General features: G+C 65.5%; 9 protein-coding genes. 6 read left to right on the top strand and 3 right to left on the bottom strand.

Going from position 1 to position 13,946, the window contains the following annotated elements; translation table 11 throughout:
• The first annotated feature begins 55 nt into the window (after window positions 1-55).
• Complete coding sequence (locus AC3A6X_RS08440; protein WP_487841750.1) at window positions 56-385, top strand: nuclear transport factor 2 family protein; 330 nt, start codon at window positions 56-58, stop codon at window positions 383-385.
• Window positions 382-1,164: an SDR family oxidoreductase gene (locus tag AC3A6X_RS08435; protein WP_487841749.1), complete on the top strand. Its 783-nt coding sequence runs from the start codon at window positions 382-384 to the stop codon at window positions 1,162-1,164. Before AC3A6X_RS08440 ends, AC3A6X_RS08435 begins: the two co-directional genes overlap by 4 nt.
• Window positions 1,165-1,750: 586 nt before the next feature.
• Here AC3A6X_RS08435 and AC3A6X_RS08430 read toward each other — a convergent pair.
• The gene (locus AC3A6X_RS08430; protein ID WP_487841748.1) at window positions 1,751-2,647 is read right to left on the bottom strand and encodes a LysR family transcriptional regulator; all 897 of its coding nucleotides are present in this window, start codon (window positions 2,645-2,647) and stop codon (window positions 1,751-1,753) included.
• Between the two features lie 104 nt (window positions 2,648-2,751).
• On the opposite strand from AC3A6X_RS08430, the gene AC3A6X_RS08425 reads away from it, so the two are divergent.
• From AC3A6X_RS08425 to AC3A6X_RS08415, 3 genes are all read left to right on the top strand, one after another.
• Window positions 2,752-3,918: a mandelate racemase/muconate lactonizing enzyme family protein gene (locus AC3A6X_RS08425; RefSeq protein WP_487841747.1), complete on the top strand. Its 1,167-nt coding sequence runs from the start codon at window positions 2,752-2,754 to the stop codon at window positions 3,916-3,918.
• Window positions 3,919-3,946: 28 nt separating this feature from the next.
• On the top strand, window positions 3,947-4,924 hold the full coding sequence (locus AC3A6X_RS08420; RefSeq protein ID WP_487841746.1) for a tripartite tricarboxylate transporter substrate-binding protein: 978 nt from the start codon (window positions 3,947-3,949) through the stop codon (window positions 4,922-4,924).
• Window positions 4,925-5,524: 600 nt separating this feature from the next.
• The gene (locus AC3A6X_RS08415) at window positions 5,525-9,868 is read left to right on the top strand and encodes an autotransporter outer membrane beta-barrel domain-containing protein (protein ID WP_487841745.1); all 4,344 of its coding nucleotides are present in this window, start codon (window positions 5,525-5,527) and stop codon (window positions 9,866-9,868) included.
• A gap of 780 nt (window positions 9,869-10,648) precedes the next feature.
• Here AC3A6X_RS08415 and AC3A6X_RS08410 read toward each other — a convergent pair.
• Window positions 10,649-12,760, bottom strand: coding sequence for a thioredoxin domain-containing protein (locus AC3A6X_RS08410; RefSeq protein WP_487841744.1), 2,112 nt, complete (start codon window positions 12,758-12,760; stop codon window positions 10,649-10,651).
• A 211-nt stretch (window positions 12,761-12,971) separates the two neighbouring features.
• On the opposite strand from AC3A6X_RS08410, the gene AC3A6X_RS08405 reads away from it, so the two are divergent.
• On the top strand, window positions 12,972-13,295 hold the full coding sequence (locus tag AC3A6X_RS08405; protein ID WP_487841743.1) for a hypothetical protein: 324 nt from the start codon (window positions 12,972-12,974) through the stop codon (window positions 13,293-13,295).
• A 203-nt stretch (window positions 13,296-13,498) separates the two neighbouring features.
• Here AC3A6X_RS08405 and AC3A6X_RS08400 read toward each other — a convergent pair whose 3' ends face one another.
• Window positions 13,499-13,708, bottom strand: coding sequence for a hypothetical protein (locus tag AC3A6X_RS08400; RefSeq protein ID WP_487841742.1), 210 nt, complete (start codon window positions 13,706-13,708; stop codon window positions 13,499-13,501).
• Window positions 13,709-13,946: the final 238 nt, after the last annotated feature.

Raw genomic sequence — 13,946 nt, 5'->3', positions numbered from 1 at the left:
TCACTAAATTAATACCAAGACGCATTCTGTGAACCATCGCAACCAAGGAGTTCACATGTCCGCTCTCACTCTCCCCGATCCCATTGCCGCGTATTTCGCCGCGGATACGCGAGGTCCCGACGATGTCGCTCGCTGTTTCACGCCGCAAGGCGTCGTCAAAGACAAAGGCCGGACGCATACCGGCCACGACGCGATCAGGGCATGGAAGGCCGAGTCCGCGACCTTGTACACCTACACAAACGATCCTTTTTCGGTGGAACTGGTTGACGGGGTCGATGTGGTCCGCAGCCACACGGCCGGCACCTTTCCGGGCAGCCCGATCGACCTGAAGTTGTCTTTCCGCCTTGCGCGTGGCCTGATCGAAAGCCTGGAGATCACGGCATGAACTTTGACCTTCACCTGAATGGCCTGCGGGCAGTGGTGACCGGCGGCACACTGGGCCTTGGCGCTGCAGTCGTGAAAACCCTTGCGGAGGCCGGCGCTCGGGTGGCGGCATCCGCGCGCACTGTGCCGGCGCAGCCGGTGGAGGGGGTCAGCTACGTTGTTGCCGACCTGTCGACGGCGGAAGGCACGAGTCACCTTGCTCGAACCATCCTGCAGGATTGGGGCGGCGTCGACATCTTGGTCAACGTGCTCGGCGGCTCCAGAACTCCCGGTGGCGGGTTCACCGCGATCAGTGATGAGCACTGGTTCGCCGAGTTGAACCTGAACCTGATGCCTGCCGTACGTCTGGATCGTGCACTGCTGCCGGCGATGCTGGCTCAAGGGTCCGGTGTCATCATCCACGTCAGCTCCATCCAGCGCGTGCTGCCTCTGCCTGAGTCCACGACCGCCTACGCCGCAGCCAAGGGCGCCCTCACGACCTACAGCAAGTCTCTGGCAAGAGAGGTGATGCCGAAGGGCGTCCGCGTGCTGAGCGTGGCGCCGGGCTGGATCGAGACCGAGGCGTCCGTCGCGTTTGCGCAAAGAATGGCTGCAGAGGCCGGAACGGACTACGAAGGCGGCAAGAAGATCATCATGGATTGGCTGGGAGGCATTCCGCTGGGCCGGCCCGCCCAGCCACAAGAGGTTGCCGATCTGATCGCCTTCCTGGCCTCCTCGCGGTCCGCTTCGATCTCAGGGTCCGAGCATCGGATCGACGGCGGCACCGTTCCCACCCTGTAGCCAACTTACTTGCTCTGCGAACGACTGGTTTTCCCGGTTTCTGGCGTCCCTCCCGAGCCGTCACGCACCGTCGAAGGTCGGGGCGTGACAGGCAACGCAGAGCTTGTTTCCATCCGGGTCAAGCCGCCAATGCCGCCTCCGATGATCAGGACGCTTGCGAGCGTCACGGACAGAGTGCAATGCGAACCACCATGTTGGCGGCTGTCATCCCGGCGTGCGCTCTGCGCCCCGAACATATTCAAGTTCGCGGAACCTCTCAATGACGAATTCGATGAAAGCCTGGGCGCGAGCCGTGCGCCGCACGTTGGAGCTGTAGAGCAGATTGACGGGAATTGCCTCCGACGATTCCCAGTCGGGACGTGCCGGTGAACACAGTGGCCGACCTGGTTCAACTCGCCAGGAAGAAGCCAGGGACGCTGAGCTTTGGCTCCCCATCAGTGTGTTGCATCGACCAGTTGAATCCGCAGCCCGTTGCTGTCTTCCGCGTTGGAAGGTCGAGTGACCGCAATGCGTGGCAGAGCGGCCGCCGTCGACGACTCGACCCGTCCGACGCCATCGAACAAGGGCTAGCGACGATGAGAGGCAATCACTCCTCGATGGCGGTATTCCAGAATGCGTTGGCGGCCTTTCCTAAAAGCTCGCTGTCGCGATAGAGCCTGATTTCTAGCTGGACGGCCCAGTCGTTGCTCGCCGCGGCGACCAGGCGCCCCTGGCCGATGTCGTCCTCTACCAGCGTCTGCGGCAGCCATGCAATGCCCCTGCCGTCCAGCGCCATCGTCCTCAGGACCGAGGCGAGGTGCGCGGTGAAGACGACCTGAACCGGCAGTGACTCCAGCCTGCGCCCGAGCACAGCGCGCACGATGCGTCCCAGTCCCGATTCTTCGGTGTACTGGAGCACGGGCACCGTGCCGCGGCCGACCCGCAGTTCGTGACGCGCGCCGCCTCCTTCTTTTGGCGCCGACACCGCGATCAGCACATCCTCGCCGATCCGGGCCGAGCTGTACGGCTCCGCATCCAGCGCACCCCGTGCCTTGCTGTGCGCGTGGCTCAACACGAACTGGACCTTGCCCTGCAGCATCAGTGCTTCGCAACGCTGGAGCACATCGGACATCAGTTGCACCGGACCCAGCGTCGTGTGGGATTCGAGGCTGCGCAACCACCGCGGCAGGAAAGTGAAGGAGAGAGCGTGGGTTGACGCGATGCGCAAGGTGACCGAACTGGCCTCCGCGATCTTCTGGGCGTCTCCGGGCACCCGCGCCACCCTGGCGATCAGTTCCTGCGCCACGCCGGCGAACCACTCCCCGACTTCAGTAAGCGTGGCGGGCTGCGAGCTGCGGTCGAACAAGTCGGCGCCCATCCACTCTTCCAGTGCACGAATGCGCCGGCTGAACGCCGGTTGGGAACTGTGGCGATCCTCTGCCGCACGCGAAAAGTTGCCCGTGGCCGCCAGCGCCAGGAAGTCATGCAGCCAGATCAGATTCATGTGCGGTTCGTCCAGCGCATGGAAGTTGAGAAATTGAGCATTGGCCGAAAAAGCCGGCAACGCCGACCATTCAGTCTCCCATTCAAACCCACCTGGAGACAGCCATGAAGATCGTCGAAATCCGCGAAAAAACCATCCCCATCAGCTCGCCCATCCGCAACGCCTACATCGACTTTAGCAAAATGACCCTGAGCCTGGTGGCCGTGGTCACCGACGTGATCCGTGACGGCAAGCCGGTCGTCGGCTATGGCTTCAATTCCAACGGCCGCTATGGCCAGGGCAAGCTGATGCGTGAGCGCTTCATCCCACGCATCCTGGAAGCCAACCCGGCCTCGCTCGTCGATGACAGCGGCAACAACCTCGACCCGCACAAGATCTGGAACACGATGTTCACCAACGAGAAGCCGGGTGGCCACGGTGAGCGCTCCGTGGCCATCGGCACCATCGACATGGCGGTATGGGACGCGGTGGCCAAGATCGAAGGCAAGCCGCTCTTCCAGTTGCTGGCCGACCGCTATGGCGACGGCAAGCCCAACCGCAAGATCTTCGTCTACGCGGCCGGCGGCTACTACTACCCCGGCCAGGACCACAAGAAGCTGCAGGACGAGATGCGCAGCTACATCGACCGCGGCTACACGGTCGTCAAGAAGAAGATCGGCGGCGCTTCGCTCGACGAAGATCTGCGCCGCATCGACTCCATCATGGAAGTGCTGCAGGACGGCCAGAAGCTGTGCGTCGATGCCAACGGCCGCTTCGACCTCGAGACCGCGATTGCCTACGCCAAGGCGCTGTCGCAATACGACCTGTTCTGGTACGAGGAGCCAGGCGACCCGCTCGACTACGAACTGCAGGCCGCGCTGCGCAACTTCTACAAGAACCCGATGGCCACGGGCGAAGATCTGTTCTCGATGCAGGACGCGCGCAACCTGATCCGCTATGGCGGCATGCGCCCCGACCGCGACTGGCTGCAGTTCGACTGCGCGCTGAGCTACGGCCTGGTGGAGTACCTGAAGACGCTAGACATGCTCAAGGAGCATGGTTGGTCGGCCAGCCGCTGCATCCCCCACGGCGGGCACCAGATGTCGTTGAACATTGCAGCGGGCCTGGGCCTTGGCGGCAACGAGTCGTATCCCGACCTGTTCCAGCCCTTCGGCGGTTTCCCCGATGGCGTGAAGGTCGAGAACAGCTACGTGACGCTGCCGGATCTGCCCGGGATCGGCTTCGAAGGCAAGGCGGATCTGTATCGCGAGATGCAGGCGCTTTCGGCCTAACGCCCAGCAACCCCAAGGAGATGAGACCATGATCAATCTGTGGCGCTGCGGCGCTGGTATCGCCCTGCTCGCGTCGGCCACGCTGGCCTGTGCGGACTTCCCCGACAAGCCGGTCACGCTGGTCGTGCCGTTCGCAGCCGGCGGCCCCAGCGACAAGATCGCCCGGGACCTGGCCGAGGCGCTTCGCAAGCCACTCGGCCAGACGGTGATCGTTGACAATGCCGGCGGCGCGGGTGGCACCATCGGATCCGCAAAGGTGGCACGGGCCACGCCCGACGGCTACACGCTGCTGGTGCATCACATCGGCATGGCCACTGCGCCGGCGCTGTACCGCAAGCTCAGCTACAAGGTGCCGGACGACTTCGAGACCCTGGGCCTGATCAACGAAGCGCCCTCGGTGCTGATCGGCAAGCCCGGCTTGGCGGCCAGCAACTTCGCGGAACTGCGGCAATGGATCGCGGCGACTGGCGGCAAGGTGAACCTCGCCAACGCGGGGCTCGGTTCTGCGTCGCACCTGTGCGGGCTGATGTTCCAGAGCGCGCTGAAGACCAACATGACGCCGGTACCGTACAAGGGCACCGCCCCGGCGATGACCGACCTGATCGGCGGTCAGGTCGACTTGATGTGCGAACAGGCGACCAACGCGGTGCCGCAGATCGAGGGCAAGAAGGTGAAGGTCTACGGCGTCACCAGCTTGCAGCGCCTGGCGCTCCCGGCGCTGAAGGATGTTCCGACCTTGTCGGAAGTCGGGTTGAAGGACTTCAACGTCCAGGTCTGGCATGGCTTGTACGCGCCGCGCGGCACGCCACCCGCGGTGCTGACTAAGCTCAATGCCGCGCTGCGCATCGCATTGAAAGACCCAGACTTGATCAAGCGGGAAGAGGCGCTCGGCCTCACCGTGGTGACTGACGAGCGCCTCGACCCTGCCGGCCACAAGAAATACCTCGAAGCCGAAAAGACACGGTGGGCGAAGGTGATCAAGGACGCAGGCGAGTACGCCGACTGAGGTCAGCAAAAAAGGCAGCGGGCCAATAGAGCCCGCGTCTTTCGTTTTGACGGCACGGTAAACGGGACGGGCCTGCCAGCCCTGACGGCCTGGTCGTCAGCATCCATGGGGCGCGCTGCCGAGAGGTGAAGCCCGCGGCGATTCGAGCTCACCTCGCGCTGCTCGCGGTTGACCCGGCGGCGCTCGACACGCCTGCGCTCCTCGCATACATCGATCGCTGCCGCGAGAGACTCCACCGGCGAACAAGACGAGCGGTGAATGGCGAGTTCTCATTCAGGGTCTCCTTCGAGCGGGCCGCACCTCGATGGCGATTCGCGAGCTTGCCGGCGCTATGGTGGCGATCCCGGTGGCTCGCCAGCCGGTGAGCATCGACGCAACGAAAGACGGACGCAACCCACTTCTGGGGGAGGCCGGCCGGGCGCACATCGGTCGCTGCTCCAAGGTATTTGAAGCTCCGACGCACCCGCTTGCGACCACCAACTGTAGCGAGCCCCGAGGATGCTCTCGGTGGGCGTCTCACGGAAGGCGGATGACAAACACCGCGCCCCCTTCAGCAAGTCGACGCATCGATGCGCCCACGGTATGAAGCGCACCTAGAGGATGTTCGATTCCTCGCTGGCTAAACGAAGGCAGTGCCGCCACAATGGCCGCCGAACAAGCAAAAACAACGGAGGAGCAATCGCCGTGATCGAGTCCTTCTCGGCTTTTCGCGCTCCGCGACGTGCTTCGCGCGCAGCGCTCTTCGACGCTGCCTTGCTCGTCGCCGCGTTGTCCACGACTTTCGCGCGCGCGGCCTCCTTGACCTGGGACGCCGGCGGCCTCGCGACCAGCACTTCAACGGCGACGGATGGTGGCGGGACCTGGAGCACCACCACGCCCCGCTGGAACAACAACGCCACCGACCTGGTGTGGAGCAACGCGGCGGGCGACGTTGCCATCATCGGCAACAACAATGGCACCGGGGGCGTCCTGAACCTGGCCACACCGATCACTGCCGCAGGCCTGATCTTCAACGCACCGGCAAGCGGCAGCTACACCCTCAGCGGCAGCACCCTCACCCTGTCGGGCGCCCGGACCATCACCACCAACGCCAACGCGACGATCGCTTCGGCGCTTAGCGCGGGCGGCGGTACGCTGACCAAGAACGGCACGGGATCCCTGACGCTCTCCGGCGCGGTGAGCGGCGCGATTTCGGCGGCGGCCGGCACGCTGGTGGTCCAAAGCGGCACCAACGCCACGACCTCCTACGCCATCGCTTCCGGCGCCGTGCTGGAATTCAATGTCGCAACGACCAGCGACACATCGGTGGCGACCTCCTTCAGTGGCGCGGGAACCTTGCGCAAGACCGGCGGGGGAACGATCAGTTGGGGAGTGCTGCCGGCCACCTTTGCGCTGAGCTCGGGCGCGCTGATCGATGTCCAGCAAGGGCGCTTGACTGGCGGCAGCAACGCAAACGAGAACTGGATCAACAATCGCTCGGACCTGCGTGTCGCGTCGGGGGCGGTTTTCAATGGCGTCGAAGCCAATGTGCGCGTTAACGTCCTGTCGGGCGCCGGCACAATCATGTCCGGCCTGAACGGTGCTGGCTACAGCCAATTCACCTTCGGCGTGGGCAACGGCAGCGGCACCTTCGACGGGGTGCTTTCCGACAACGCCGGTTTCCGCGGCAACTATCACAAGGCCGGCACCGGCACCCAGACCTTCACCCGGGCCAATACCTTCTCGGGGCAACTGCTCATCGGCGGGGGCACGCTGTCGGTGTCTGCCGTCAATCAGCTGGGCACGGGCACCGGCGCCAACTACCTGGCGATCCAGAACGGCGCCACCCTGCGCTACACCGGTACCGGCAGCGAGACCTCGACGCGGCGCGACCTCTACTGGAACTCCGGGCCTGCCACCATCGAAGTCACCGCCGCCACCGGGGCCCTGACTCTCGACATCAACGGCGGCGTGCGCAATCAGTCATTCACCAAGGCAGGCGCCGGTCAACTCATCTTGAGGAAAACCACCGCGATCAATGAATTCAAGAACAGCCCGCTGATCGTCAGTGGCGGGGTCCTGGAATTCAACCAGGCCAATCCGGGCGCCATCACCCGTTTCGGGGGCGTGGTGACCGGCGCCGCAGGAACGCAGATCAAGGTGTCCGGCAGCGGCTATATCGGCAACGACGCGCTGACCTCGAACTGGAGCGCCAACCTCGCGAGCCTGGATGTGGGCGTCGGCGCCTCGTTCGACCTGCGTGGCGAGGGCATCACGGTCGACGCGTTGACCGGGGGCGGCACGGTCGCCAATAGTTTCGTCAGCGGCGTCGAGACACTGGTGGTCGGCATCAATGGCGGCTCAGGCACCTTCGATGGCACCATCCGTCAGACAGCACCGACGGGATTCGTGACGACGGGCAGTCCAATCGTCGCGCTTACAAAGACCGGCGCGGGGACCCAGATCCTGACCGGCATCAGCAGCTACTCCGGAGGCACGTCCCTGAACGGCGGCACGCTCTCGGTGGCGAAAGACGGCAATATGGGCGCGACGGCCGGAGTGCTCAGGTTCAACGGCGGCACGCTCAGAAGCACGGCCGATTTCTCCACGGCGCGCTCGACCACGCTCAACGCCATGGGCGGAACCATCGAGACTCAGATCGGCACCTTGACGCATACGGGCGTCATCGGAGGCGTCGGCGCCTTCGCCAAGACAGGTGCCGGAACTCTGACTCTCACCGGCGCCAACACTTTCACGGGCGGCACGACAATCACGTCCGGTACGCTGCAACTGGGCAACGGCGGCGCCACCGGCAGCATCGTGGGCAACGTGACGAACAATGCGAACCTCGCCTTCAACCGTTCGGACACCTCAACCTTCGCCGGCCTGATCTCGGGCACCGGCACAGTGCGGCAGATCGGCGCCGGCACGACCGTGCTGAGCGCCACCAACACCTACAGCGGCGGCACCACGATCGCAAGCGGCGTGCTGCAGATCTCGAGCGACGCCAATCTCGGTGCGGCGGCCGGGGTGCTCGACTTCAGCGGCGGCACGCTCAGAGCCACGGCTGGCTTCTCCACGGCACGCGCGACCGCGCTCAATAACCCGGGCGGGACCATCGAGACCCAGGCGGGCACCTTGACGCACACAGGCCTCATCGGAGGCGCCGGTGCCTTCACCAAGACAGGCCCTGGCACTCTCATCCTGACCGGCAACAACATCTATGCGGGCGGCACCACCATCACGGCCGGCACGCTGCAACTCGGCGGCGGCGGCACCACCGGCAGCATCGAGGGCGCCGTGGCTAACAACGGCGCACTGATCTTCAACCGTTCGGATGTCCTCAGCTTCCCCGGCGTGATCTCGGGCACTGGCTCCGTCTCCCAGATCGGCGCCGGCACCACCGTGCTGTTGGGCGCGAACACTTACGCGGGCCCCACCACGGTGGCGGCGGGCATCCTGCGGGCGGGCGCGGCCGATGCCTTCAGCGCCGGCTCCGCGCACATCGTGGCGGCTGGCGCCACGCTCGATACCGCCGGCTTCAAACAGCGCGTGGCTGCCCTGGACAACGGCGGCACCGTGAGCCTCGTCGGCGCTGTTGCAGGCAGCACGCTCACGGTCAACGGGGCCTATGCCGCACATAGCCTCCTGAGACTGGGCACGGGCCTGGCCGGCGGCACGAGTGTGAGCGACAGGCTGGTGCTCGACGGCCCCCGGGCCAGCGCCAACGGCAGCACCACAATCCAGATCGCGAACCCGGCAGGGCTGGGAATGCTCACAACGGGCGACGGCATCGAGGTGGTGAGCGGGCGCAACGGTGCGACCACCACTGCGCAGACGAACAAGAGCGCTTTCAGCCTGGCCAACGGCCACGTGGACGCCGGCGCCTACGAGTACCGGCTGTATGCCGCGGATGCGCAGGGCGCGGGCGAGAACTGGTATCTGCGCTCGACTGCACCGATGGTGCCGCCGTTGGGTGCCGTGCCGCCATCCGTGCCGCCCGCATCGGCCGTAGTGCTGGTGCCGACCTACCGGGTCGAGGTTCCCCTGCTTGCGGCCCTACCGGCTCAAGTCCGGCAGGCCGATCTGGCGATGCTGGGGAACCTGCATCGGCGCATCGGCGACGAAGCCGACGCTTCCACACGGCGCGCCTGGGCGCGCGCGGTGTACGCCGACCTGGGCATCCAGCAACCGGGAGTCGCCCAGATCCATACCGATGGCCGTGCGAGCGGCCTGCAGGCCGGCACCGACCTGCTGGCGAGCGACGACTGGCGCGCGGGCGTCTACGTGGGCTACCTCGATGGCAGCGCCGGCGTCATCGGCAATGCGCGCGGTCTGACGGCGCGGGTGGGCAGCAACGGTCTGCAGTCTCGCTTCCTGGGCGCCTATGCGACCTGGATGGATGCGAGCGGCCTGTACGTGGACAGCGTGCTTCAGAGCGGCAGCCAGCGCTACACCGCGCGCCCGGACATCAACCCGAGCGTTTCGGGCAAGGTCAGCAGCTTCACGGCCTCGATCGAGATCGGCCAGCCCTTCCCACTCAACGAGAGCTGGAGCATCGAGCCGCAAGCGCAGATTGCCTATCAACGCAGCAGTTTTGACGATCTTGTGCTCGGTGGCGCGCGGGTGAGCCAGGACGCCGCCAGCGGCTGGATCGCCCGCCTGGGCCTGCGCGTCAAGGGCGACATCGCTACCGGCGCCGGAAAACTGCAGCCCTATGCCCGCCTGAACCTGTACCACGCGAGCCTCGGCGATGACGCGGCCAACTTCATCGGCCCGGCGGGAGCAACCGCGATTGCGAGCGGGGGCGGCTACAGCGCGGCCGAGGCGGCCGCCGGGGCAACGCTGGCGCTGACGCCGGCCACCAGCCTCTACGGCGAGATCGGCCATCTGTGGCATGTCGGCGGCGAGGCTGCCATCAAGTCCTCCGTGCAGGCCTCCCTCGGCATCAAGGTGCGCTGGTAGGGATGCTACAAGGCGAGTGCGGCACGCTCATTCGCGTTCTCGGCTCACTGATGTGGTCAAGCCCATGCCAAGCGCAGCCCGCCTGGGTCGCGCGCGGCTCCATAGCCGCCGAGTTACATGCGCTCATGCCGGTTCAGAATCACAACCAGTTCACCGGGCTGCACGCCTTGACTCGGTCGGCCGCAAGGTTCTCCGCTGAGCAAGCGCTGAGGCACGCAGTATTTTCTGCGGTGGCGCCTGCCCCGGACGCTGGCTTCGTGTCGCAGCGGGCCTTGCAAGCACGCTGTGTCCGCAGGAATGAGCTCACGTCGGACTGCCCTCGATCGGCAGCCGCAAGCAGCGCTTCTCCGTCCAGGTACTTCATCCGGGGCACGAGGTAACTCCGGAGTCGGCGCACGTCTTGCTCGTACCCTGCCTGCGCTTCCCGGAAGCCCTCCTGTTGCGACCCGGGCGCCGGCAGAGAGGCGAGCGCTTGAGCATCCCTGGCTCGGCCATTCAGCACGCTGATGCAGTACGCCGATTGAATTTCGATGCTGGAAGGGGTCTGGCGCTGTGCTTGCGCACTGCAGGCGAGTGGCAAAAGGATGAGGGCGAGCAGAGCTCTGAACATTCCCAAGTCTAGCGACGATGTGGCATGGTTGGGGCTAGCTCAGGCTGTGCATGAAGGGCGCTTGAGAGAGCTGGAACATCACTGCGCCGTCGCGATGACCTGCATATTCATCATTGAACGCTCGACGATCGCCGGGCCTTCTCTTGAGCCGATGGCTCGGCCGCAACCCCTCAAGCAGTGCCGTCCGATGCTGCGAACTTGCCGGGCGGGCCAGAGAACCCCGTTGCCAGTTGCTCTCGCAGCGCTTCGACCGATCGCGCCGGCAGCTCACAGCTTCCATTCCGACACAGGTAGGCCTCGCCCACGATCCGTCCTTCGAGCGGCGGCATCGATCCTGGAAAGCCACGGAAGAGTGTGACGAGTGGCGCGAACGCCGACTGCGCCGCCGCCCACAGGCGTTCGCTGCCTCGTCCCGCCGGGATCGCAAGATCAGCCCCCTGCTCCGCCAGCAGCTGTGCATGCAGCAACGCCGATGCGGCCATCGGCGCTTCCTCCATCAATGCGCCGTGGCCCTCGAGCGCCGCGCGGGCGATGTCGGCCCAGTCGCTGCGTTCAAAGGGGCCTGCCAGTCGCAGCAACAGCTCGCACGCCGCCGCAGTGCCCGAGGGCACTGCGCCGTCGAAGAGGTTCCGCGCCCGTACCGGCAGCTGGATTGACGCGCTGTCGAAGAAGCCTTCGACCGCGTCATGGAAGCGCTCGACCATGCCGCCGCACAGGTCGAGCGCGGCGTTCAGCCACTCCGGCTCGCCGGTGGCTGCATGCAGTTCCACGAGGCCGAGCCCGAGCTGCGCGTGGTCGGCCAGGTACCCCTCGTCTCGCAGCGTGCCGTCGCGCCAGGCGTGGTGGACCCGCCCATCCCGGACCATGACGGCCAGCAGGAAGCGCGCGAGCTCTCGCGCAGCCTGCACGAAGTCGTCTCGCCCGAGCAGCCGCCCTCCTTCAGCGAATGCGCGCAGCGCCATGCCATTCCAGTCGGCCAGCACCTTGTCGTCGGTAATCGGCCAGGCGCGCTGGGCACGCGCTGCGTAGAGGCGCTCGCGCACCGAGCGCTCCCAGGACGCGAAGGCCTCGGGTTCCAGGTCGAGTTCGGCGCGTACGGCTTCCGGATCGCGGCGCTCGAGCACGTTCGTGCCGTGCTCCCAGTTGCCTTGCTCCGTCACGCCATGCAGACGCGCCGCGGCCTGTGCATCGGCGCCGAGCACGGCGAGGAACTCGGCCAGCGTCCAGACGTGGAATTTGCCCTCGACGCCCTCGGCGTCGGCGTCCTGCGCGCAAGCGTAGGCTGCCGGCGCAGCCGCTGGGTGCATCTCGCGCAGCAGGTACGTCAATGTGCCCTCGGCGACATGGCGCAGCCTCTCTTCACCGGTCAGCCTGAAGGCGCCGGCGTACACGCGCGCGAGCTGGGCGTTGTCGTACAGCATCTTTTCGAAGTGCGGCACATGCCAGCCCTCGTCGGTGGAGTAGCGAGCGAAGCCACCACCGACGTGGTCATACATGCCGCCGGCGGCCATGTGGTGCAGCGTCGCAACGAGCATCGTGCGCGCGCTCCCGTCGCCGCTGGCCGCCAGCGCCAGCAGATATTGCAGCAGCGGAGTCTGCGGAAACTTGGGCGCGCTGCCGAAGCCCCCGCGCCTTTCGTCGAAGCGCAGGGCGATCTGGGCCACGGCTCGCCGGTGCATGTCATCGGCCAATGCACGGGCCGAGAGGGTCGCGCCGCGGTGCACGAGATCGAGCAGCGTTTTGGCCTCCCGCTCGATGTCACCCCGCCGGTGGACCCACGCCTCGCGCACGGCGGCGAGCACCTCGGAAAAGCTGGGAATTCCTTGGCGCGATCGCGGCGGGAAGTACGTGCCGCCGAAGAAGGCGCGAAGTTGCGGCGTGAGGAACATGTTCATCGGCCAGCCGCCGCGGCCGGTGAGCGCCTGCAGCGCGCTCATGTAGACGTGGTCGACGTCAGGCAGTTCCTCGCGGTCGACCTTGATGGCGACGAAGCCATCGGCCAACTGGCGCGCCAGCCCCACGTCCTCGAAGCTCTCGCGCTCCATCACATGGCACCAGTGGCAAGTGGCGTAGCCCACTGACAGCAAGACGGGCTTGTCCTCCGCGCGCGCCTTGGCGAACGCCTCCTCGCCCCATGGAAACCAGTCCACCGGGTTGTGCGCGTGCTGCAGCAGGTAGGGGCTCGTCTCGCGAGCAAGGCGGTTGGTGGGGCGGTCCGCGGGTTGCGAACTGTGAATGGACGGCGGCCCCGGCCTCGGAGTTTGTCTGGGAACGTTCGCCATTGTTCTAGCCTATCCCTTTTCGAAGGCGCGGTCATGGTCCTGTGCGAAGGCGTTGTCATGGAACCCGGCATTGCATAGATTGTCTAAGCGTCAGCGCCGCAGTCGATGATGTCCATCTTTGGCAAAGTCGCCGGCCCGCAAGAGGTATCAGTCTTCGCGATACGCTGTCAGAATCGACTCACGAACCACCGCCATCAGAAGGAAATGGATCGTGCATGAGCTGACCTTCCGCACTCTCCTGTACCGCTACTTCTTTTTCGAGTGGCTCTTCCTGGACGTCACACAAGGCAGCCTCATCGAGCGCTCAGCGGCCTGGCGGCACAACCAATCCCAAGCTCACTGGCTTCCCACTTACATGCGACGCTGGCTGTGGTGCGCCGTGCTGTTGTACGGGTTGGGAGGAATTGTCGAAATCCTGATTGGCGCGCCGGCAGTATCGGCGCTGTTCTATGTGCCGAGTGCCTTGAGCGTGTCGGTGAATGCGGTGATCGCGACGGCTTGGCTGGGGCTCAAGACCTTGTACAAACCTCTCTGAGATCGCGGGCCCGATCGAAGAGGCAGAGGTTGTGGACTTTCTCGCCGTGATCCTGACCTGGCCGCTTTGGCGCTTCGGCCGTTTTTCGCCCGCCGCCTGGGCGATGCGAGCACGCGATTGTTTTCGACCCTTGCTCTCCTTCCACCTTCCTCTGGCACGATGTTCTCCGATATCGTGGCCCGGGCAGAAGAAGGCTCTCCAAGTCAGGCGTCGCTCCTTCGGCGACGACCGAACAGCATGGCCGCGAGCGGGATGGTGGTCAGCACGCCAACGGCCACCAGCGTCCACCCGATATTCTTGCGTTGCTCTGCGCTGAGCCTGTCGGAAAGCAGCAGGCCCACGCCTGCCCCCAAGGCGCCGCGGGTCCCGGCCAACAAGGCGAGCTCGGGCAAACGAATTTCAGTTGTGAACACGACAGAACTCCTTTCGTGCCGGGAGCAGTCTTTCAGTATGCGCTGCAGGCGCCCGTCTTGTCTTCGTCCGTGCGCCGAATTCCTCCAGGAGGTATCAAGCGCGCGTACCTCCAGAAGGCGGCCCAGCTCAGCAAGGACGCCGGCAATGGCCACCGCTACGGTTCTGATGCAACGTGTGCCCCCCGCTGTTCAACCGCGCGGGTTGAACGGGCGAGCGTCCGCTCTGAGGCGATTTCCG

This window comes from Variovorax sp. Soil_C_12, from assembly GCF_057657375.1.
The sequence above is the reverse complement of the archived record's forward strand: the minus strand, read 5'-3'. Positions and strand labels throughout refer to the sequence as shown.